The organism is Kitasatospora sp. NPDC048298 (genome assembly GCF_043201465.1).
Lineage (GTDB): Bacteria > Actinomycetota > Actinomycetes > Streptomycetales > Streptomycetaceae > Kitasatospora.
On record NZ_JBICYZ010000111.1, the window covers coordinates 1 to 21,553 of the forward strand.

Annotated in this window: 21 protein-coding genes and 1 pseudogene; 12 read left to right on the forward strand and 10 right to left on the reverse strand. The window is 72.2% G+C overall.

Going from position 1 to position 21,553, the window contains the following annotated elements:
* Positions 1-142 precede the first annotated feature (142 nt).
* Positions 143-1,291, reverse strand: coding sequence for a Rieske 2Fe-2S domain-containing protein (locus ACGF0D_RS41985; protein ID WP_392925532.1), 1,149 nt, complete (start codon positions 1,289-1,291; stop codon positions 143-145).
* Positions 1,292-1,745: 454 nt separating this feature from the next.
* Between ACGF0D_RS41985 and ACGF0D_RS41990 the strand changes: the two genes are divergently transcribed.
* Both ACGF0D_RS41990 and ACGF0D_RS41995 read left to right on the forward strand, forming a co-directional pair.
* On the forward strand, positions 1,746-2,165 hold the full coding sequence (locus ACGF0D_RS41990; protein WP_392876989.1) for a hypothetical protein: 420 nt from the start codon (positions 1,746-1,748) through the stop codon (positions 2,163-2,165).
* Between the two features lie 307 nt (positions 2,166-2,472).
* Positions 2,473-4,872, forward strand: coding sequence for a lamin tail domain-containing protein (locus tag ACGF0D_RS41995; protein ID WP_392925534.1), 2,400 nt, complete (start codon positions 2,473-2,475; stop codon positions 4,870-4,872).
* 153 nt (positions 4,873-5,025) lie between these two features.
* On the opposite strand, the gene ACGF0D_RS42000 is transcribed toward ACGF0D_RS41995, so the two are convergent.
* The 4 genes from ACGF0D_RS42000 to ACGF0D_RS42015 form a co-directional block, all read right to left on the reverse strand.
* Positions 5,026-5,625 (reverse strand): hypothetical protein, encoded by a 600-nt coding sequence (locus ACGF0D_RS42000; protein ID WP_392925536.1) that lies wholly within the window; start codon positions 5,623-5,625, stop codon positions 5,026-5,028.
* Positions 5,626-5,896: 271 nt separating this feature from the next.
* Entirely contained in the window at positions 5,897-7,216 is a 1,320-nt protein-coding gene (locus ACGF0D_RS42005) for a M64 family metallopeptidase (RefSeq protein ID WP_392925538.1), read from the reverse strand.
* Between the two features lie 67 nt (positions 7,217-7,283).
* Positions 7,284-7,664, reverse strand: coding sequence for a hypothetical protein (locus ACGF0D_RS42010; protein ID WP_392876978.1), 381 nt, complete (start codon positions 7,662-7,664; stop codon positions 7,284-7,286).
* A gap of 64 nt (positions 7,665-7,728) precedes the next feature.
* On the reverse strand, positions 7,729-9,051 hold the full coding sequence (locus ACGF0D_RS42015; protein ID WP_392925540.1) for a serine hydrolase domain-containing protein: 1,323 nt from the start codon (positions 9,049-9,051) through the stop codon (positions 7,729-7,731).
* A 113-nt stretch (positions 9,052-9,164) separates the two neighbouring features.
* Between ACGF0D_RS42015 and ACGF0D_RS42020 the strand changes: the two genes are divergently transcribed.
* The 4 genes from ACGF0D_RS42020 to ACGF0D_RS42035 all read left to right on the forward strand — a co-directional run bounded on the left by ACGF0D_RS42020 (position 9,165) and on the right by ACGF0D_RS42035 (position 12,182).
* On the forward strand, positions 9,165-10,337 hold the full coding sequence (locus tag ACGF0D_RS42020; protein WP_392925542.1) for a sensor histidine kinase: 1,173 nt from the start codon (positions 9,165-9,167) through the stop codon (positions 10,335-10,337).
* Positions 10,325-10,969, forward strand: a complete 645-nt coding sequence (locus ACGF0D_RS42025; protein ID WP_392925544.1) for a LuxR C-terminal-related transcriptional regulator — start codon at positions 10,325-10,327, stop codon at positions 10,967-10,969. Before ACGF0D_RS42020 ends, ACGF0D_RS42025 begins: the two co-directional genes overlap by 13 nt.
* A 59-nt stretch (positions 10,970-11,028) precedes the next feature.
* On the forward strand, positions 11,029-11,607 hold the full coding sequence (locus ACGF0D_RS42030) for a hypothetical protein (protein ID WP_392925546.1): 579 nt from the start codon (positions 11,029-11,031) through the stop codon (positions 11,605-11,607).
* A 65-nt stretch (positions 11,608-11,672) separates the two neighbouring features.
* Positions 11,673-12,182: a GNAT family N-acetyltransferase gene (locus tag ACGF0D_RS42035; protein WP_392876963.1), complete on the forward strand. Its 510-nt coding sequence runs from the start codon at positions 11,673-11,675 to the stop codon at positions 12,180-12,182.
* Positions 12,183-12,186: 4 nt separating this feature from the next.
* On the opposite strand, the gene ACGF0D_RS42040 is transcribed toward ACGF0D_RS42035, so the two are convergent.
* A complete protein-coding gene (locus ACGF0D_RS42040; RefSeq protein WP_392925548.1) occupies positions 12,187-12,411 on the reverse strand; it encodes a hypothetical protein in 225 nt (74 codons plus the stop codon).
* A 272-nt stretch (positions 12,412-12,683) separates the two neighbouring features.
* Between ACGF0D_RS42040 and ACGF0D_RS42045 the strand changes: the two genes are divergently transcribed.
* The 3 genes from ACGF0D_RS42045 to ACGF0D_RS42055 all read left to right on the forward strand — a co-directional run bounded on the left by ACGF0D_RS42045 (position 12,684) and on the right by ACGF0D_RS42055 (position 15,249).
* On the forward strand, positions 12,684-13,121 hold the full coding sequence (locus ACGF0D_RS42045) for a hypothetical protein (RefSeq protein ID WP_392925550.1): 438 nt from the start codon (positions 12,684-12,686) through the stop codon (positions 13,119-13,121).
* Between the two features lie 299 nt (positions 13,122-13,420).
* Positions 13,421-14,077, forward strand: a complete 657-nt coding sequence (locus tag ACGF0D_RS42050; protein ID WP_392925552.1) for a response regulator transcription factor — start codon at positions 13,421-13,423, stop codon at positions 14,075-14,077.
* Positions 14,071-15,249, forward strand: a complete 1,179-nt coding sequence (locus ACGF0D_RS42055) for a sensor histidine kinase (protein ID WP_392925554.1) — start codon at positions 14,071-14,073, stop codon at positions 15,247-15,249. The genes ACGF0D_RS42050 and ACGF0D_RS42055 overlap by 7 nt, the downstream gene beginning before the upstream one ends.
* A 4-nt stretch (positions 15,250-15,253) precedes the next feature.
* Here ACGF0D_RS42055 and ACGF0D_RS42060 read toward each other — a convergent pair whose 3' ends face one another.
* Positions 15,254-15,697 (reverse strand): hypothetical protein, encoded by a 444-nt coding sequence (locus ACGF0D_RS42060; protein WP_392925556.1) that lies wholly within the window; start codon positions 15,695-15,697, stop codon positions 15,254-15,256.
* A 158-nt stretch (positions 15,698-15,855) separates the two neighbouring features.
* Here ACGF0D_RS42060 and ACGF0D_RS42065 point away from each other — a divergent pair, with 158 nt between their 5' ends.
* Positions 15,856-16,194, forward strand: coding sequence for a hypothetical protein (locus ACGF0D_RS42065; protein ID WP_392925558.1), 339 nt, complete (start codon positions 15,856-15,858; stop codon positions 16,192-16,194).
* The gene (locus tag ACGF0D_RS42070) at positions 16,194-17,630 is read left to right on the forward strand and encodes a hypothetical protein (protein WP_392925560.1); all 1,437 of its coding nucleotides are present in this window, start codon (positions 16,194-16,196) and stop codon (positions 17,628-17,630) included. The genes ACGF0D_RS42065 and ACGF0D_RS42070 overlap by 1 nt, the downstream gene beginning before the upstream one ends.
* Positions 17,631-17,787: 157 nt before the next feature.
* On the opposite strand, the gene ACGF0D_RS42075 is transcribed toward ACGF0D_RS42070, so the two are convergent.
* From ACGF0D_RS42075 to ACGF0D_RS42085, 3 genes are all read right to left on the reverse strand, one after another.
* A complete protein-coding gene (locus ACGF0D_RS42075) occupies positions 17,788-19,008 on the reverse strand; it encodes a hypothetical protein (protein WP_392925562.1) in 1,221 nt (406 codons plus the stop codon).
* A gap of 240 nt (positions 19,009-19,248) precedes the next feature.
* A complete protein-coding gene (locus tag ACGF0D_RS42080) occupies positions 19,249-19,626 on the reverse strand; it encodes a ribosomal protein L7/L12 (RefSeq protein ID WP_392925564.1) in 378 nt (125 codons plus the stop codon).
* Positions 19,627-19,904: 278 nt separating this feature from the next.
* Positions 19,905-21,014, reverse strand: a complete 1,110-nt coding sequence (locus ACGF0D_RS42085; protein ID WP_392925566.1) for a PP2C family protein-serine/threonine phosphatase — start codon at positions 21,012-21,014, stop codon at positions 19,905-19,907.
* 324 nt (positions 21,015-21,338) lie between these two features.
* On the opposite strand from ACGF0D_RS42085, the pseudogene ACGF0D_RS42090 reads away from it, so the two are divergent.
* A pseudogene (locus ACGF0D_RS42090) lies at positions 21,339-21,553 on the forward strand (lipase); the annotation flags it as partial.

Consider the following 21,553-nt stretch of genomic DNA (forward strand, 5'->3'; position numbering starts at 1 on the left):
TTGTGGGCGGGGGTGGGGCACCCGGCGCGGGGGGGGGGGGGCCCCCGGGGGGGGGGCCCCCCGGGGGGGGGCCGGGGGGCCCGGGGCGGGGGGGGGGGCGCCCGGGGGGGGGGGCCCCCCCCGCCGCGTACGGGGTCGGGGGTTACCGGGTGGCTCCGTTGGAGGCTTCCGGCTGAGCTTGCCCGTTCGTGCCCTGCCCGTTGGCGCTCGACCCGTTGCGGTCGGCGAGTGCGGCCGCGCCCGGCAGGTGCGCCTGCTGGTCCGGCGGGTAGAACTGCCGGGCCCAGTGCCGCATCGCGCCGATCGGCCCGTCGCCCTGGGCGAGCCGGGGCGGGGAGACGTACCGCTTGGTGGACCAGATCGGGAAGTCCGCCGAGGTGAACTCCAGGTTCCGCTTGAACATCGGGCCCGCCAGCATCCTGGTCACCGCCCGGCTGACCGTCCGGGCGACGGCCGGCGGCAGCCCGGACGGCTCCGACATGACGAAGCGGCCCGCCTGGCGCAGCTGCATCCGCCCGGGCGCGACCTGGGTGGCCATGACCAGTGAGCAGATCTGCAGGCCGAGCGAGGGCGTGTGGACGTCGGTGTGCAGGGCGGTGAGGCCGTACCCGTCCACCTCGACGTGGACCTCCCGCATCCCGAGCAGCGGGAAGGTCTCCCGGACCAGCATCGAGATGTGGAAGCCGGTGCCGTCGAACTCCACCGGCGCCGCCAGCTCACCCTGCGGCCAGCCGTGCAGGGTGATGAAGTGCCCCAGGTCGAAGGAGTTCTCCATGACGTCCTGGGCGTGGCCGGGCATCTCGAAGGAGGCGTAGCGCAGCGGCTGCCGCCCGTCGCCGATCCGGTGCCAGGCGGGGATCTCCCAGTCCGGCTCCCGGCCGTCGTGGTGGCGCCAGACGAAGACCGACTCGTTGACCTCGCGCACCGGCAGCTGCGCCAGCGCCGCCTTGGGCGGCTGGGTGCCGTACCCGGTGCGCACGCAGCGGCCCTCGGCGTCGAAGGCGAACTTGTGGAAGGGGCAGACCAGGTCGTTGCCCTCGACCGAGGCCAGGCCGAGGTGGGCGCCCAGGTGCGGGCAGTACGGGCGGATCGCGCGGATGCGGCCGTTGCGCAGCCGGTACAGCACGACGTCCTCGCCCGCGAGCCGGCGGGTGAGGACGGTGCCGGGCTTGAGCTCGGCGGAGAAGGCGAGTGCGGACCAGCCGTCGGGATAGGGCAGTGCCGGTGGCAGGGCGATGTCGGCCGCGGTCGGACGGCTGCTGACGGGGTGGACGTGCTTGGACACGCGCATGAAGACTCCTGTCGGTCTGCCCGGCGCCGCCCCTCCCAGGCGATTAGCGCTCGAACAGAATGGAATTCAGATGCTATCCATGGATCGGGAGAACGTGCACGGACAACCTCCCTGATCTGCAACAAGTCTGATGATCCGTTAGAAATAGAGGCGTTTGAAAATTCGATGAATTCAGGCCGATTGACCGGCCGTCCGCTTCGTGCGGGCGGGCACACGAGCGTTCCCCGGCCATGTGCCCGCTGCCGTCGTCGTGGCCGTCGGGCCGGTCCGGTGCGCTGGGGTGTGCGCCGGTGCGCCGGGTCGGTGCGTTCGGCCAATTCACGTGGTGAGACACGGAGTTGGCGATCCGGCCGGATGTGGTGGAGCATGGGCCGGGCCCGGTCTGTTGCGGTGCGCCTGCGCCGCGGCCGAGGCGCGCTCAGCTGCTGGGGGAGGAGGCGGTCCGGTGACTCCGGTGGAACGTCCGTTTCTGGTCCGGGGTAAGGCGGTACCCCTGGCCAGATACCTGGCGGAGGAGGACATCGAGGGCCTGGTGGCCTGCTCGTGCATCGGGAACGAAGTCAGCATAGAGCTCGGGGACACCAGGATCCTGGTGAGCCTGGTCGACGTCGCCGACGTGCTGAGGCTCAACTTCCACATGGTCCAGGACGGCCCGGCCAAGCCCCGCTCCTGGTCGCGCCGGCTGCCCGCCGGTACCGCTCCGCGCGAGATAGCGTCCCGGATAGCGCTGGACGTGCGGGCCCTGGAACGCGAACTGGCGCCGCTGCGCCGACGCCCGCCCCGGCCGACACCGACACCGACGGCGGCACCTGTGCCCGCGCCGACGTCCACACCTGCGCCCGCGCCGACGCCCGCGCAGCGCCGTCCGCACTGACCCGCCCGACGTGACACGGACCGGCCGGCCCGGGTCCGGCGGTGCCCCACTGCCGGCCCCGGGCCCTGTGCTGTTCCCGTCGGGCGGGTCAGCGGCCGTGCGGGGCACGGCAGTTGATCCACACCATCCGGAGCACCTCCTCCCACTTGTCGCGCGTAGAAACGTTCTTCCGGCGTATGCCTGGCCGTTGCCCGGTGCAGACGGTAGGGATCTGGTGGCGCTGCTACAACCGCAGCGCCCGACCTTTCTTGTCCGTGCTCACACACCGCCGGGTCGCGAGTCCGGACGGTGGTCAGGAGGAAGCCTCATGGGGAGCACCCCGAACCCCCGGATCAGCCCGAGAGCACCACGAGTCCGGCGGCGGACGCTGGCGGCGGCCTCCGCCGCGGCCGTGGTGGCGGCACTGGTGGCGCTGCCCGGCGGCGTCGCGCAGGCGGTGTCGTCCGACATCGTGATCAGCCAGGTGTACGGCGGTGGCGGCAACTCCGGCGCCCCGTACACCAACGACTTCGTCGAGCTGTACAACCGCGGCACCACGCCGGTGTCCGTCACCGGCTGGACGGTGCAGTACGCCTCGGCCACCGGCTCCAGCTGGTCGAAGACCACCCTCTCCGGCACGATCGCGCCGGGCCACTACTTCCTCGTCCAGGAGGCCGCCGGCGCCGGTACGGGCGCCGCCCTGCCGACGGCGGACGCCACCGGGACGCTCGCCATGTCCGCGACCTCCGGCAAGGTCGCCCTCGTCACCAACGGCACCGCGCTGACCTGCTCCACCGGCTGCGCGAGCCAGTCCGGGGTGAGGGACTTCGTCGGCTACGGCACCAGCGCCGGCTCCGCCGAGGGCTCGCCGACCGGCAACCTGTCGAACAGTACCGCCGCCCTGCGCGCGGGCGGCGGCGCCACCGACACCGACAACAACGCGACGGACTTCGCGATCGGTTCGCCCGTGCCGCGAAACTCCTCCTCCAACGGCGGGGGCGGCACCCCGGGCGGCACCCGGATCCACGACATCCAGGGCGCCGCCCGCGTCTCCCCGCTGGCCGGCAGCGCCGTCAGCGCGGTGCCCGGCGTGGTGACGGCCGTGGGCCCCAACGGCTTCTGGTACCAGGACCCGCAGCCCGACAACGACCCCGCCACCAGCGAGGGCATCTACGTCTACACCGCCGGCGCGCCCTCGGTCGCCGTCGGGGACTCGGTCACGGTCAGTGCCACCGTCAGCCAGTACCGACCGGGCGGCACCGGCGGCACCAACAACCTGTCGATCACCGAACTGACCGCGCCCAGCGTCAGCGTGGTCGCCCACAACGCGCCGCTGCCCGCCGCCACACTGGTCGGCCAGGGCGGGCGGATACCCCCGTCCTCGGTCATCTCCAGCGTCACCTCCGGCGACGTCGAGACCGCAGGGAACTTCCAGCCCGCCACCGACGGCCTGGACTTCTGGGAGTCCCTGGAGGGCATGCGGGTCGAGATCGACAACGCGGCCGTGGTCGGCCCGACCAACTCCTACGGCGAGGTCCCCGTCGTCCCGCAGGGCAGCGGCACCCGCACGAACCGGGGCGGCATCCTGCTGCAGGCGAACGACGGCAACCCGGAGCGGGTCGTCCTCGGGAAGGCGCTCGCGCCGACCCCGATCGCCAACGTCGGCGACACCCTGAGCGGCGCCACCGTCGGCGTCCTCGACTACGCCTTCGGCAACTTCACCCTCCAGGTCACCGCGACCCCGGCGGTCACCCCCGGCGGCACCGCCCCCGAGACCACCGCCGCGCCGACGGCCGGCCAGCTCGCCGTGGCCACCTTCAACGTGGAGAACCTCGCCCCGTCCGACCCGCAGAGCAAGTTCGACGGCCTCGCGGCGGGCATCGTCACCAACCTGCGCTCGCCCGACCTGGTCGCGCTGGAGGAGATCCAGGACAACAGCGGTGCCACCAGCGACGGCACGGTGAGCGCGACCCAGACCCTGGCCAAGCTCACCGCGGCCATCAGCGCGGCCGGCGGCCCCTCCTACTCCTACCGGGAGATCGACCCGGTGGACGGCCAGGACGGCGGGCAGCCCGGCGGCAACATCCGTCAGGTGTTCCTGTTCCGCACCGACCGCGGCCTCTCCTTCACCGACCGCCCCGGCGCCGGTTCCACCACCGCCGACTCCGTGGTGAACGCGGGCGGCACGCCGCAGCTGGCCTACTCGCCCGGCCGGATCGACCCGACCAACGCGGCGTTCAACTCCAGCCGCAAGCCGCTGGCCGGCGAGTTCCGCTGGAACGGCAAGCCGGTCTTCGTGATCGCCAACCACTTCAACTCCAAGGGCGGCGACCAGCCCCTGTTCGGCCGCTACCAGCAGCCGGCCCACCCCTCGGAGAGCCAGCGCCACGACCAGGCGACGGTGGTGAAGAACTTCACCGACCAGATCCTGGCAGTGGACCCGAAGGCCTCGGTCGTCGTGCTCGGCGACCTCAACGACTTCGAGTTCTCCCAGACCGCCGACATCCTCACCGCCGGCGGCTCGCTCACCGACCTGCCGCGCACCCTGCCGCTGCCCGAGCGCTACACCTACGTGTACGAGGGCAACTCGCAGGTGCTGGACCACATCCTGATCTCCGGCGCGCTCGCGGCCACCTCGTACAGCTACGACATCGTGCACATCAACAGCGAGTTCAGCACCCAGCTCAGCGACCACGACCCGCAGGTGGTGCGCATCCCGCTGCCGTAACGGTTCTCCGAAGTAGCCGGGGAGAGACCGGATATCCGTCACCTTCCGTGACACATGCCTTGAAGCGAGGACGGGAGCAGGAAGTCGGCCAGGCCGACTTCCTGCTCCCGTCCTTCGGTGCGGGACCGCTCAGCCGAGCAGTCAGTGGAGCAGTCAGCCGAGCAGGAGGAACTTGGTGGAGGTGGCGCCCCGGTAGGTGCTGCAGTCGTAGTTCTGGGTGGTCGTGCTGTAAGTGAAGCCGCTGGGGACGTCACAGGCCCAGAGTCCGCTGTACGGCTTGCGGAGGTGGAAGGCGTTGGACTGGCCGCCGCCCGTGGTCATGTTGCAGGTGGTGCCCCAGACGAGGTAGTCGTAGGTGAACTCCGGAGTGCCCACGCAGGCGACCATGCCGTCGACCGGCTTGCGCAGGTGGAACTGGTTGGACTGCACGCCCGATATCTGGCTGCAGGCGCTGCCCCAGGTGATGGCGTCGTAGACGAAGCCGGGCGCGCTCTTGCAGGCCGTCAGGCCGTCGTACGGGGTCCGCAGGTGGAACTGCGGCGAGTTCCAGCTGCCGCCGCCGCTACAGCTGCGGTTCATCGACACCTGGTCGTAGACGTACCCGGCGGGGACGTCGCAGGCCCAGGAGCCGTCGAGGCCGGTGGTGGAGGCGTTCGCGGAGGGCGCGGTGACCGCACCGCCCGTGAGCAGCAGGGCGAGGGCGGCCAGTGCGGCGAGCAACAGGCGGACGGGGCGGGTGTATGCGGTGGGCATGGTTCTCCCAGGGTCGTGGCCGGACACGAGGTGCGGCGCGGGAACATCGGGACATGCGGTACCGGGCGGGCGGGCAACCGGAGTTGCGGCCCGCCGAAGGTTCTAGCACGGCTCCGTCACGACTGCCCCACGAATCCGCCAAGTCATGTGGATTCCGTGGAAGTTCGGCCGGAGCCCCGCCACCGTCACCGTCGGGGCGGGGGACCGGTCGGGCGCCGGCCGACGGCGGCCGTCGCCGCTGGGTGCGGCACGCCCGGTGCTGCAACAGGGTCTAGCGCGTCACCAGCCAGGACAGGCTCGCGGTCAGCTTCGCGCGCAGCGCCGGGTCGGCGACGGCCGGGGTCGGGTCGGTGGCGACGGCGGTGAGGGCGTGCGGCCGGGAGCGCGGCCCGGTCAGCTTGAGCTCGGCCAGGTCCAGCGTGGCGCGGTCGGCGAGCCGGGGCAGCTCCCGCCCGTCCAGGTACCAGCGCAGCCGGGTGCCGGATACCGGGAGGTCGACGGTGAGGCGGTCGGCGGCGGTGAGCCGGCTGCCGGCGGGGGTGGGGCTGGTGAGCGGGGTGGCGTGGCGGTAGAAGCCCGCGATCATCGCCTCGCGCCCGGGCAGGTTGAACTCCCGTCCGAGTGAGCGCATGATCGAGTTCTCGGTCGGCCGGTAGAGCCCGGTGGGGTAGTAGCCGCCGCCCTCGTAGGTGCCGACCGTGCCGCCGTCCGGCGAGGCCTGGCCCAGCCAGCGCGCCCACTTGGTGCCCTGCTGTCGCATCCGCTCGGCGGTCAGCGTGCTGATGTTGGCCTCGGCGGGCTCGTCGCCCTGGTACGTCCCCTGGCCCTCGTACGCGTACTCGTCGGCCAGCTTGCCCAGCGAGTGCCCGATCTCGTGCACCGCGATCTGCCCGGACCTGGCGTTGCCGCCTGAAACGGTGGCGATCCCCTCGTAGCCGACCGGGGACTTGACGTCGTTGTAGCCGGCGCCGCCGTACTTCGTGGTGTTGGCCACCACGAGCACCAGGTCCGCCTGCGGGGCCCTGGCCGCGTACGACTCGACGGCCTTCTCGTCCACGCAGAGCAGCCGCTCCACGCCGTCGCACCAGAAGTACGAGCCCAGCGCGGTGTGCCGCACCGTCGCCTGGTCGGGATCGCCGGTGACCCCGGACTCGGGCGAGACGGCCGACACCGCCCAGACGTTGAACAGCCCGCGGTAGGCCGCGTACGGTTCGACGGCGGTCAGCTCGCGCCACTTGGCGGTCGCGTCCGCGCGGAACTTCTCCTGCTCCTGCGCGGTGTAGCCGTCGCCGACCACCACGACGTCCAGCTTGGCGGCCGGCTCCCCGTTGTGGACCAGTGCCGTCACCTCGCCGTCGCCGCGGACGGGTGCGATGCCCTGGGGGCGGTCGGCGAGGTAGGGGGAGCCGGCCGGGGCCTGGGCGCGAGAGATGCCGCCGTCCTCGGCGAACACCTCCACCTGGTGGACCGACTGTGGCCCGTCCGCCGGACGGCCCCAGGCGGGTGCGGCCCCGAGGGCCGTCCCGGCGAGTACGGCGGCGAGCAGGGCGGTGGTGGTCCTGGTGGTGGTCCTGGCGGTGGTGCGGTGCACGGGTGTCCTCCCGGGAAGCGGTCTGTGGCCTGCACCCTTCCCATGCCCAGAACCTGACAATCATGCGTCAGTTCGATTGGTTCGCCGAGTGCTGGAGGTGGTCGCGCCCGTCCGCGTCGGTGAACTCGACATCGAAGGACAGGCCCATCGCCTCCAGCGCCGCCAGGAGGGCGTCGATGCGGTCGGGGTCCACGAACCCGCTGAACGTCACGGGTTCCAACGGTAGGAGCCGAAGTTCGGCGAACGCGCTCTCGACCTCGAACTCGGTCCGCGAGGACCGCCGGACCCGCCAGCCGGCGGAGTGGAAGCGCGCGGCCGCCCGCTGCGCGTCCACGGCCGAGAACAGCGACCCCCAGACGTTGTCGGCGAGCTCGGCACGGGCCACGGCGCGGGCCACGGCGGCGGCGTCCGGCCGTGGCCCGTCCGTTCCGGGGGTGGAGAAGTCCATGCCGGACGGTACCAACTGGGAGGTCCATGCGTGAGGGGCGCCGGCCGGGGCCGGGGCCGGGGGGTCACCGCCCCGGAGGATCGGCCTTCGCCGGCGCGCGCAGGGCGTCCTCGACCAGCCTGCTCTCGGCCCCCGCCACCCGGACGACGTCCTTCTCGCTGTCGGCCTGGACGCCCGACAGCGAGAGCGCGACGCTGCGCCGGCCGTCGGCGGTGACACCGACGGAGCTGATCCAGCCGGCGTCGCCGCCCTCGTGGCCCCAGTACTCCCCGCCACCGGGCAGTCGGCGCGAGAAGAGCCCCAGTCCGGCGCGGGCACACGGCATGAGCCGCTCGAACGCCGGGCTGACCGCGACGGTCTGCTTCATCTGCGCCAGCTGCGCGGGCGCCAGGAGCCGGCCGCCGAGCAGGGCGCCGAAGAACCGGTTGAGATCGGCGGTGGTGGAGACGAGCCCGGCCTCCCCGTTGGTCCCCGGGCCGACCTGCTCGGTGACGTCCACGAGCGGCTCGCCGGCCCGGAACCTCTGGTACGTCTCGGCGTGCGGCTGGGGCAGGGTGGGTGACGTGCCGGGCCGGAAGGTGTGGTCGAGGCCGAGCGGCCGGACGATCCGCTCCCCGACCTCCTCGTACCAGGGGCGCCCGGTGACCTTCTCGATGGCCATCCCGAGCAGGACGTAACCGGTGTTGCTGTAGTTCCAGCCGGTGTCGGGTTGGAAGTCCGGGCTGTGGCTCATCGCCCGGGCGACGATCTGCTCGGGCGTGTACGAGTCGTTCCGGTGCTTCTGGAAGTCCTCCGCCGAGGTGTAGTCCGGATAGTCGTCGTGGATGCCGCTGGTGTGCTGGAGCAGTTGGCGGACGGTGATCACGCGACCGTCGTTGCCGTTCCCGGACACCACACCGGGCAGCCACCGTTCGATCGGGTCGTCCAGGGACAGCCTGTTCTCGCCGACGAGCTGCAGGGTCACGGTGGCCACGAAGGTCTTGGTGATGCTGGCGATCCGGAAGTATCCGTCCGGGGAGACCGGCTGTCGTCCCGTCAGGTCGGCGACCCCGCTGGTGACGGTCAGGGTCGGTCCGTCGGAGGTGGCCACACGGGCCTGTACGCCCGTGGCGCCGACCGCGGTGATCGCGTCGGCGTCGTGCTGGAGCCGTTGCTGGAGCTGGAGCTGGAGCCGGTCATGGTCGTCGCACGGCCGGGCTGCCGTCGTGTCGGGCGTGGCCATCGTGTCGGGCGCGGCCATCGCTTCGGGCATGCCGGCGGAGAGGGCCAGGGCCACGACGGCGGCCAGCGTCAGGTTCCGTCGGGCCGGTCGGCGGCGTCGCCGTGGGGCGCGGATCGGTGAACTCGGTGTGTTCGTCGTGCTCGCCGTGTTCCTCATGTTCGTCATGGGCGTTGACGCTAGGTCCGGGGGAGACGGGCGGACGATACCGCTCACCGGCCGGAAAAGAGGGTGGTGGGCTGTAATGCCGGGCCCGGTTCCCATGGTCCAGACTTGTGCGAATGAACGACCAAGGGGCCGGTCGGCTCTCGGAGACCTGGCGTGGGCTGGGCTACCTGCTGGGTAGCCTGTGCACCGCCGCGCTCGCCGTGCTCGCGCTGCCCGTACTCGCCGTCCCGGCAGCGGCCCGCGCCTGGGCGTCCTGGCACCGCCGCCGCGCCGACCGGCTGCTGCGCTCCGCGCGTTCCGGCGCCGTCCGCGTCGGTCCGTGGCGGGTCCTCGGATGGCTCTGCACCTGCGTCGTGACCAGCGTGGCCTTCGGGCTCGTCGTGGTGCTGTGCGCGGGCAACGCGGTGACCACCGCCGTCACGGTGCCCTTGTGGTGGGCCCTGCCCGCGGGCACCCCCGCGGGCGGGTTCGCCGCCGGCGTCCCCCTGACCGGATGGGGGACGGCGCTGACCCTGGGCACCGCGCAAGCCGTCGCCTTCGCGGCGCTGACGTACTGGCTGGTCCCCCCGCTGGCACGTCTGCACGCCCGGACCTGCCTGGCCGTGCTCTCCCCCTCGACCGCCGAGCGGCTGGCGCAGCGGGTGGAGACGCTGACCGAGACACGGGCGGAGGCCATGAACGCCCACGGCGCGGAACTCCGCCGGATCGAACGCGACCTGCACGACGGCACCCAGGCCCGGCTGGTGGCCCTCGTGATGCGGCTGGGCGTGGCCCGCGAACTGCTGGACGACGACCCTCAGTTGGTGGCCGGACTCCTGGCGGAAGCCCACGAGAACGCCGAGGAGGCCATGACGGAACTCCGCGCCGTGATCCGGACGATTCACCCGCCGATCCTCGCCGACCGCGGCCTCGCCGGGGCGCTGACCGCGCTGGCCGCCCGCTCGGCGATCGACACCACCCTCGACCTCGAAGACCTCGAAGACCTCGACGCCCACGGCACCGCCCCCGCCGCGGTCGAGGCCGTCGCCTACCACACGATCGCCGAGGCGCTCACCAACGCCGCCAAGCACAGCCGGGCCACCCGCAGCACCGTCCGCGTCGCACGCGACGGCGACCGGCTGGCGATCGAGGTCACCGACGACGGCATCGGCGGCGCCGACGAGACGCTGGGCACCGGCATCGCCGGAATCCGCCACCGCGTCCTGGCGCTCGACGGCACCGTCCGCCTCCACAGCCCGGCCGGCGGCCCGACCACGATCACGGTGAGCCTGCCATGCGGGTCGTGATCGCCGAGGACAACGTCCTACTGTCCAGCGGGCTGGAACTCCTGCTGACCGCCAAGGGCTTCGAGGTCGTCGCGATCACCGAGGACGCCCCCGGCTTCGCCGCCGCCGTCGCCGAACACCGCCCGGACGTCACCATCGTCGACGTCCGGCTCCCGCCGACCTTCCGCGACGAGGGCATCCACGCCGCCATCCGCGCCCGCCGGCTGCACCCCGGGCTGCCCGTACTCGTCCTCTCCCAGTACGTCGAGCAGCAGTACGCCGGCGAGCTGATCTCCGACGGCCGCGGCGGCGTCGGCTACCTCCTCAAGGACCGGGTCGGCCGCGTCAGCCAGTTCACCGACGCACTGCGGCGGGTCGCGGCCGGCGAGACCGTCATGGACCCCGAGGTGATCGGGCAACTCCTCACCCGCCCCGCCCACGACCCGATCGTCGCCCTCACACCACGCGAACGCGAGGTCCTCGCCCTGATGGCAGAAGGCCAGGACAACACCACGATCGCCGACCGCCTCGTCATCACCGACAACGCCGTCCACAAGCACATCGGCCACATCTTCGCCAAGCTCGGCCTCTCGCCGGCCGACAGCGGCCACCGCCGCGTCCTCGCCGTCCTCAGCTACCTCAGCCGCCACTGAGGAGGCCGCGCGGGGACCGTACGCCGTCTCGCCGTCCGGCAGTTGATAGCGTGACCGCCGTGACGGACGAGGTGGAAGAACTGTTCCTTACCCCCGGCGAGCGGGCCCGGGGAGTCGGCGTCGACAGCGTGATGTTCACGATGGACTGGACCGGCGATGATCACCCGGGCGGGCTGGCGGCGTTCGCGGCCGACCGGGTACGGGCCTTCGGCGCCGAGCCGACCGGCGTCGACACCGAAGCGGTCGACCGCGTGGCCGTCGACCGTACGGCCGAGAACGACCCGACGTTGCGCCGCGGCGATCTCCCGGTCCGTCGGCTCGACCACCTGGCCGCCGTGCTGGCGGAGCTCGGCTTCACCCTCGCGGTGTGGGACGACGGCACCGACACCTACGAGCTCCTGGTCGCCCCCACCGGCGAGCGCGAGCCGACCGGACTGCTGTACCGGGGCCTGCCGGTACGGCCCTGGGGCTCGGAACCCGAAGCGGCCCTGGTCAGCCTGAACTGCCCGAACTGCGCGCAGATGCTGGTCTGGGAACTACCCCCGACCGAAACCCTGGCCGACGAGCACTGCGACTGCGGAACCGTCCTGTTCGACGCCACCGGCAGCCCGCTGCCCGGCGTGACGCTGCACGACTGAGCCCGGCGGGGTCGCGCGGTGAATATCCCGTCGCGGAAACGTCCTCGCGTTGATGGGATGGAGGCATGACCTCCCCTCACGCCGGAGCGGCCGGCATCGTCGTATCCGTTCACGTCCGCGATCTGACGCCCGCCGACCTGCCGGACTGCACCTGGTCCGGGTCCGCGGCCCATCTACGCCAGGTCGCCCGGGAGTTGGCCCGGGTGGAGGCCGGCGAGGTGGACTACCTGGCCGTGTGCACCGCGGCCGGCCTGCCCGTGGCGATCGGTGGCGTCGACTACCGCGTCGCCCCGGGCGCGGGCACGCTCTGGCAGCTGGCCGTGCTCCCGGCCCTCCAGTCCTGCGGCCTCGGCTCGCTGCTCGTCCGGGCCGCGGAGGACCGCATCCGGGCGCGGGGTCTGCGGCGCGCCGAACTCGGCGTGGAGGACGACAACCCGCGAGCCCGCGCGCTCTACGAGCGGCTCGGGTACACGGCTTTCGACCGGAAGCCCGATGCCTGGGACGAGGAGGCGCCCGACGGCTCGATCCGCAGGTACGAGACCATGTGCACGCTCCTGCGCAAGGACCTGACGTAGGGGCTCATTCCCCGCCGCAACCGCCTCCGCAGCTGCTCCCGCAACTGCTTCCGCAGCCCGAGTGGCCGCCGCCGTGGCCCCCGCCGCCGTCGCTCCCGTTCCAGCCTCCGCTGCTGTCCCCGCTTCCGCTCGTGTAGCGCGACTTCCGGTCCGCGTCGTCGCGGCGCCGCATCCAGGCGGCGATCCTGAAGACGATCACGACGATGGCGACGATGACGATGAAGCCCATGAAGTTCATCCGAGTGCCCCCCCATGACATGCCGCACGGGATGTGTCGTGGACGGCGGCTGAACGGCCTTCGTGGGAGGCGGGATCAGCCGTGCCAGGGCATTCCGATACCGGCGGCGGTACTTCATTGTGCTCGTTGGGACTGACACCGAAACTCCGAGGCGGCCGGAGTAATGATCACCTAAAGAACGGAGAGACGCTGCCGAAACACCGTGACTGGTGATGTGGGTACCGCAGACGGCCACAAGGGGCGTCTACGGAAGGACAGAGATCATGAACCTCAGCTGGAACCTTCGCCGCAAGACCACCCTCGCCCTCGGTGGCGGGGCACTCACCGCGCTCGCTGTGTGCGGCGTCGCCGCCGCGCAGAGCCCGGACGCCGGCAGCCAGCCCTCCGGTGGGGCGGGCAAGTACGCGACCATGGACAAGGACGGCCACGTGACCTTCAGTGACACCGACCCGTCCGCGGGCAAGGACAGCGTCCCCGCCCAGCCCTCCAGCGGCGCGGGTAAGTACGCGACCATGGACAAGGACGGCAACGTGACCTTCAGTGACACCGACCCGTCCGCGGGCAAGGACAGCGTCCCCGCCCAGCCCTCCGACGGCGCGGGCAAGTACGCTACGGTGAACAAGGACGGCCACGTGACCTTCAGTGACACCGACCCCTCCGCGGGCAAGGACCGCGCCCCCGCCCAGCCGGTCCAGAAGTAGGGCGTTTCCGGTCGCTGGGGTTGTCGGCGTTCGGATCAACGATCGCAGCCCTGGTGACAACGCGCTGACGCCGGAGTGGCGCCACTTCCCGACCGGGGAGGTGGCGCCACCCGTGCGATGTACCGCAGCGAGGGCTGACTGACAGCGACGATACCGCGGCACACCGCCGACTCGGGCCGCCGCGACTGCCTTGGCCGCCCTGGCCGCCTTCGCCGCCCTGGCCGCCGCCGCGGCGCTCCGGGCGGGCCACATGGGTGTCGGGGTGTGTCCTGGTCCGGTGAGAGATGGAGGGTTGCGGGATGCGGGTGCTGGTGGCCGAGGACGAGCCCGTCCTGGCGAGGATGTTGGGCACGGGGCTGCGTCGTGAGGGCATGGCGGTGGACGTGGTGCTCGACGGGGAAGCGGCGCGTGATCTGACGGAGTTGACCGACTACGACGTTCTCGTCCTGGATCGCGACCTTCCGGGTGTGCACGGTGACACACTGTGCCGCTCGCTGGTCGCCTCCGGCGCACGGACCAGGATCCTGATGCTCACGGCCGCCGGAACCCTGCACGACCGGGTCCGCGGCCTGGGCCTGGGGGCGGACGACTACCTGTGCAAGCCGTTCGAGTTCCCCGAGCTCGTCGCCCGCGTCCAGGCCCTGGGCCGCCGGATCGCCCCCGTCACGCCGCCACACCTGCGGCGCGCCGGCATCACCCTGGACACCGTCCGTCACCGCGCCGAACGCGACGGCCGCACGCTGTCCCTCACGGCGAAGGAGTTCGGGGTGCTGCGCGTGCTGATGGAGGCCGACGGGGGAGTGGTCAGCGCGGAGGAGCTGCTGGAACGGGTCTGGGACGCGCACGCGGACCCGTTCACCGGGGCCATCCGCGTCACCATGAGCAGGCTCCGCGGCAAACTCGGCACCCCCGACCCGATCCGCACCCTCCCCGGCACCGGCTACGCACTGTGCTGAGACACCGCACCATCCGCACCCGCATCGCCGTCGTCTTCGGGACCGCCTTCCTCAGCCTCGGTGCCCTCCTGCTGACCGCCGTCTACCTGCTCACCCGGCACGGCACCGACGCTCTCGCCACGCGGATCGCGCACTCGGCCGGCCAGCCCGCCGCCATGGCGCCGGCCCAACCCACCACCGGCCACCCCTCGCCGGGAACGACGGTGTTCAGCGCGGACGGGACCATTGCCACCACGGTCAGCCGGCAGGTCACCGACGCCGCGGCCCAGCAGCAGCTCCTGTGGTCCCTCGCGGCCCTGGCCGTGGCCGCCGTCCTGGCCGCCCTGGTCGGCTGGTGGACCGCCGCCCGCCTCCTGCGTCCCGTACACCGGATGACCACCACCGTCCGCCGCATCAGCGCGGCCAACCTCCACCAGCGCCTGGAGACCGCCACCCCCCACGACGAGATCACCGCCCTCGCCGACACCTTCAACGCCCTCCTGGACCGCCTGCAGACCTCCTTCGACGCCCAGAGCCGCTTCATCGCCAACGCCTCCCACGAACTGCGCACCCCACTCGCGATCCAGCGCAGCCTGATCCAGGTCGCACTCCACGATCCCGAACCGGCCGAACTCGACCAGATCCGCGACGACCTGCTCGACGCCAACCGCCGCAGCGAGAGGCTCATCGACGCCCTGCTCCTGCTCGCCCAAGGCCGACACGGCCCGGAAACCCGCGAAAGCGTCGACTGGACCGCACTCGTCACCCGGGAGAGCGACGCCGCCGCCGACGCCGCACACACCGCACAGGTCACCATCCACCTCACCCGACGGCCCGCCACCACCCACGGCGACCCGGTGCTGCTCGCCCACCTGGCCCGCAACCTGATCACCAACGCCGTCACCCACAACCACCCCGGCGGCACCGTCCACATCCATGTCGACGAGGACGGCCTCCGGATCCACAACACCGGACCGCGACTGGACGACGCGACCGTCGCCGAACTCCTCGAACCCTTCCGACGCGGCCCCCGCCCCCGGCTGAACACCCCCGCCGGTGGATCCGGCCTGGGCCTGTCCATCGTCCAGGCCATCGCCACCGCCCACCACGCCACCCTCACCGTGCGGGCCAACCCCGACGGCGGCCTCACCACCCACATCCGCCTGCCCGGTCGGACGGCCGTTGTCGCATAGACGATCAGATGCGTGAGTCCTGCCAGCCCCCGAAGCGCGCCCGGTAACTCGTCGAACGCGAAGGTACCCAGGCACCCGCGACCGCAGGGACCGACGCAGGCGACAGGATCGTTGCGATCGATGTCTTCGGCGAGGAACGGACCAGCTCGACCCTGCCGCCTTCGATCGCCACCGGTTTCGTCGCGAGGCAGTACGAGACGTTCAGACCGGGGGAGCCGGTCTCCACATATCTGCGGGATCGGACCCTGAACACCCGTGCCTCCGCCACCTCATCCCACCGCAGCCGCGGCTTGAGGCCCTCGTTGAGCTCCACACCCTCACCGTCGATGCGCAGCCGCGTCGCGACGGCCCGCAACGCCAGTGCCCCGAGGACGAGAACGCCGAGGCGGCCAACAGCACACAAGGTGCGCGAGGAACTCTGGCAAGCCGTCAGCGGCTGCGTCGGCACCGCCCGTGCGCATCCCGCCGGGCGGGTACTCGTTGTGGTGCGTGCGTTGTTGCGGCTGTGTTGAGGAGCGCTGGGCTTGTTCGGGTTCGTCGGTTACGCTGGGCGCCGGTTCGGTTACGAGATCTGCGTGACCGGTGGGGGATAAGAGAATTGAGGCCATGTCAGGTTTCCGGGTGAATCCGCAGGACCTGCGGGACGCGTCGACGGCCGGCTACGCCGTGGCGAAGGGGATCAGCCAGGAGTGGTCGCAGGAGTTCGGCCAGGCGCCACCGGATCTGGGTCTGTCGTCCTGGTGGTTCGAGGGACCGGCCAAGAACGCCGTCTACGACTTGGGCAGGCACATCTACTTCATCACCACCACCAGGTTGGAACAGGCCGCCGGCAACCTGTCCGTCATGGCGAGGTCCTACGAGGCCGTGGACGGCACGGCCGCTTCGACGGTCGGTGGGGCCGGGGCCGGGGCAGGGGAACAGAACGCGGCGGGGGGACAGGGCTGATGGGGCCGCAGTACTGGGGGATGATCAAGGAAGCCGACGTCGGCAAGCTCAAGGCGACCGCGCAGGCCCTGGCCACCTTCGAGGGCAAGTTCAAGGAGCGGATCGCCGGCTGGCAGACGATGCAGCGCAACCTGGCCGACTCCAGCTGGCACGGCCGGGCCTCGAACGCGACCGACACCGCACTCCAGGAGCGCACCAACCAGCTCTTCCTCGTCGACCAGATGACCGAGGACCTGCGCCGGATGCTGACGGACGCCGTCGACAGCATCCTCCTCCTGCAGGCACGTCAGAAGGAGCTCATCACCCAGGCGGCCGGCAACTGCCTGGAGATCGTCGCCGCCGATGTGAACACCGTGCCCGTGGTGCAGATCCTGCCCCCCGACAAGCACTCCCGGAACGACCCCGAGTGGCGCAAGGAGGTGGAGGCCGCCCGCGACCGGCTCGTGGATGCCGTCACCCTGCTCTGTACGGACGCGCAGGCCGTCGACGAACGCCTGTCGAAGGCACTGAGCAGCTTCGACTTCATCGCCAAAGGGGAGGGGGACTACGACCCGGCGAAGGTCGCCGAGGCCAACAAGTCCGCCGGCGAGCTCGACAAGCGCGTGGACCAGAGCATGGGAAGCGCGGCATCGACACCCGACGCCAACCGGAAGTGGTGGGACTCGCTGCCCGACAGCACACGCCAGCAACTCCTCCAGGACCACCCCGGCCGGATCGGGGCCATGGACGGCCTCCCCGCCGAGACGCGTGACCAGGCCAACCGGGCCTGGCTGCCCCAGCTGCGCACCCAGATGGCCCAAGAGCTCGCCGACCCGTACCGGACGCTGAACGTGACCCAGACGAACCTCGACGGCCTCAACGCCCTGCAGAAGCAGATCGACACCGCCGGTGTGCCGCCCCAGCTCCTGCTCAGCGTGGACGATCCACGGGGAGTGCCGCACGCGCCGGGCGCCGTCATCGCCTACGGCAACCCGGACACCGCCACCAACATCGCCTCCTACATCCCGGCGAACCCGGCGGTGGGCACCCTCCCCGCGGACGCGGACGCGGCCGCCGCCCGCGGCCTGGCCGTCGCAGCCGGAAAGGCGGACCCCACGAAGCCGACGGCGAGCATCGTCTTCACGAGCCTCGGCCCGCCGGGGGACACCTCCCTGACCCCCACGGCGGTCGCCGGTCCCATGCGCGACAGCGGGCCGACCTACTACCGGGCGTACAACAGCCTGCGGGCCTCCCACCAGGACGGGAACGCCGTGCTGAGCGAGGTCGCCGCCACCCCGGACGGATCGGGGTACCTCGTCGCCCGCACCCCCTTGGACAGCACGAAGACCCCGGGGTGGGAATTCACGGCCGGCTCGATCGTGGCCAGAAAACCGGGCAACCCGGACGACCCGGCCTCCCGCCACACGGCGGCCAACGCGATCGTCGGCCGCCGGTAGCGGCGTCCCCGTCCCAATGTTCGGGTCGGTCTGTCGGGAGGCGATTCCTGGTTCGGCACCCGGGTGAATCGTGCGGCGCCCCGACGACCAGCCCGAGGGCGGGAGTTGTCGCAGTGACGGAGAGCAACCCCGCGAGCGCGGGACCGACATGCTCCTGCTACCGCCGCGCGACGGCGGCGATCATCGGCCGTAGGACCTGGGCGGCGGGGGTGTGCGTCAGGTAGGCGGTGAGCTGCTCCCGGTTGGCCGGCGGGATCCCGTGGGTGAGGCCCGCGGCGAGCAGCGCGACGGTGATGGCCTGCTCCGCGATCGCCTGCGGGAACCGCCCGCGCAGCTCGGCGGCGAGGCGGGCGGCGTGCTCCTGCCGGTTCTTGCGCTCGGCCTTGACGAGGTCGACGGCCAGCCGTACGGCGGGCAGCGCCGCGGCGAGCCTGAGCTGCTGCTCCGGGCCCGTGGTGCCCGTGCTGAGGAAGTGCGCCAGGTGTGGGCCGAAGCGTCCGGCCAGCCTGCGCAACTCGCGGGGGGCTTCCGGGAGTTCCGGTTCCGGGTTGCCGGGGCTGCACCAGTCGTGCCAGGCCGTGGACGCCTTGAACGCCGGCGGCTCGTCGAACCACTGCCAGGCCAGGACGGGGCCGAGGCCGGTCACCGGCAGCCCCGTGGTCCGAAAGCGCCGCTCGGGGCGGACGGTGAACTCGGTTCCGTCGTCCGCGCGGAAGGCCGTGGCCAGCTGCCACGCGCAGCAGGAACGGCGGATCTGCGCGGTGACGATGAAGCGTTCGGACTCGTCCGGGGCCAGCCGTACATGGGTGCGGTCCAGGAACGGGCGGGCGCCGACCGGTTGACGGGTGAACTCGTCCACCTCCCAGAGCACCGGGCGCTCCTGGTCGAGGTCGAGTTCCAGCTCGGGAACGTTACGGGACCCGGCGGGCTGCAGTCGGACCATCGCCCCGCGGAACGGCTCGACGCGGTCGAGGACCTCGGCCCGCAGGTCGCGCAGGGTGAGGTGGGCGTCCGAACGGTTGGTCACGGTGACGGACAGCACGGTGCTCTCGAAGTCCGCACCGCCGTGCCCGCGCGCCCAGCCGAGCACGTCCTCCTCGCCCTTGAGCTGTCCCGGCAACCGCACCGGAAGGTCGGTCACCTCCGCGTCCGCGGGGATCACCACCCACTGGGTGACCGGATCGCAGTACTCGGCCAGGACCTCCACCGTCCCGACGCCCGGCGGCCGCACCGGTCGCGCCGCCGAGTGGACGTGCACACCGCCGTTCACGGTCCCGGCCTGCACCACCGAGCCGCCGACGGCGGACCCTCCGGCAAGGAGGTTCTCCACACGGGACGTGGCGGACGGGTCCGGCTCCTCCGGCTCCTCCTGCGACATGCCGCCCATGGTGGCAGGCGCGGACGTGATACGACAGCCGTTCGCCCGAACCGGCACCCGGCATCCGCGGCGCCCTCACCGACCCCGGCGGCCTGGTGCACCATGGGTGGCCGTCGGCCGTGTGACGGTCGGCCTCCCGACCGCTCGGTGCGGGTCGGCGCGTTCGGCTGTGCCGCCGGCCGTTCGAAGTCTTCGGAGCACCCGTGCTCACCCTCTGACGCCGTTGCCGTCCCAGGGGCGTCAGAGGGTGAGGCGGATGGGCCCGTATACGCTGCAGAACTGGCAGTCACAGCTGGTGAGGGTGTTCGCCTGGCAATGGGCGGTCGGCCAGTAGCGGGATGCGCAGGGGCCCGGATCGAGCGACGCCTCGTCGCCGGGCACCGTCCGGTCGCACCAGGTGCAGCGGACGGCTGCGGGCACGCCGGCCTCCCGCAGCCGCCGGGCCGCGGTAACGGCGATGTCGAACGGGACCTCCTCCAGGACCACCGCAGGGGCGCTGCCCAGGAGCAACTTGCTGTGCCACAGGCTCAGCCCGGTCACCGCCCTGACGGCCCGCAGGGCATCCGGCCCCGCGTTTCCGGATCCGGTCACCAGCGCGGTGAACTGTGGGTCCTCCATGGGCTCGTCTCCTCCGGCGGCGGGACAACCGCCCCAGTATGTCGGCGGGCGGGGCCTTCGGCCCACCGGTTTTCGGCGGCCGCCGCCCCTTCGGCGCAGCGCCCAGTAGCGCCCGTCAGTACCTGTTCGTGCCCACTGCGCCTGTGGACCAGGCTCTGCGGGCACGCCGGGGGCGAGCGGTTCGGCCGGGCTGCCGGGCGGCCCGGCGTACGCGCTGCTCGTCTGGTGACGGAAGGATCCGCGCGGGATCTGCCGGGGTGCCGCGACCGCGGGCCCCGTCAGCGGTCCCAGCGCAGCGCCAGCAGCGCGGCGTCGTCGGTCAGCCCGTGCTCGGCCCAGCGGCCCACGTCCGCCAGCAGCAGATCCAGCAAATCCTCCGGCGCGGAGGCGCGCAGGGCCGCGAGGCGTTCGGCGAGCGGGTAGAAGCGATCGGCGCGGTCCCGGGCCTCGGAGACGCCGTCGGTGTGGAGCAGCAGCAGGTCACCCCTGCGCGGTTCGAAGAGGCCTGCCTGGTACCGGCCACCGGCCAGGTGGCGCAGGCCCAGTGGCGGGGCCGCTGCCGGAGGCTTCAACTCCACCACCCGCCCGGCCCGGCGCAGCAGCGGGGGCGGGTGTCCGCAGTTGACGAACTTGGCCGGTCCGGTGGGAGGCACCTCCAGCAGCAGTGCCGTGACGAACCGCTCCTGCATCGCGTGGCTCGCCTGGATCCTGTCCATCCGCTCGGCCAGCTGGGCGAGGTCCGCCACGATGCGTGAGCCCGCGCGGAACGCCCCCAGCACGTCCGCGGCCGTCTCCACCGCCGCCAGACCGTGGCCCTGGACATCGCCGAGCAGGATCCGCACTCCGTACGCGGTTTCCGTCACCTCGTACAGGTCGCCGCCGATCCGTGACTCGGCCGCCGCCGCGGTATAGCGCACGGCGATCCGTAGCTGTCCGATCCGCTCCGGCGGCGGGCGCAGCAGGGCCCGCTGCGCCGCCTCGGCGACGTTGCGCACGTGGAACAGCTCGCGCTCCCGGGAGGCCATCAGGGCGACGGTGGCGGCGCTGGCCAGGCTGGCGGCGACGATCGAGAGCAGGGAGGCGACGTGGACGGAGATGGGCAGAGCCACGTCGACGAAGTACGCGATCAGCACCGCCATCACGGCCGCGACCGCCCCCGTCGCCAGCGGGACCCGCGGATTGCGGGTGGCGGGGGCGGACACCATGGGTGTTACCGCGAGCATGGGGGTGAGCGTGACCCCCGGGCCGGCCAGCACGTCCGCCGCCACGGCCCCGACCAGCACCAGCAGGGCCGCCCACAGCAGCATTCGGGTGCGCCGCGGCAGGTGCAGCGGCGGCAGGGGGCCGTGCGAACCGTCGGCATTCACGTGCTTGCTGTGGGCGCTCAAGCGGGCTCCTCCGGATGCGGGCGGGCCGGGGCCGGATCGGTCCTACGTCCACTCTCCACCGCGCCCGCCGTCGTCAGCACCTCGCCACACCAGTGCCACCCCGAGCGTCTTCGCCTGCTCTCCGTCCACGGCATCGGCTGGGCGGTGTAGGGGTACGACAAGCAGCCGCTCACCAGGGGGAAGTCCCCGACATCCAGTCCGCCGCGGTCTCGCACTTCGGCCTCCTCACCGACTTCCGAGCCGCCGGCGCGGGCGGCGGCCTGCCGTCGTTCACCTTCCTGGGCCCCGGGAAGTTCGACTTCGGCTCGCGTGTGGCCACACATCATCCGGGACGGTCGCCCGGCCGCGCCGCTGTTGGTCGTCTCGCCGCTGCTGTGTCCGCTTCATGAGACGGTGCCGGGTCCGCTCGCCCCTGACTTCAGCGGCGGCACCCTGCGCTTCCGTGCCACGGGCGACCCCGCCGATGTCGCGGCGGGTCGGCTGACCCTCACCGTCATCCGTGCCGAACTGGCTCGTATCGTCGCCGACCGCAGAGCCGA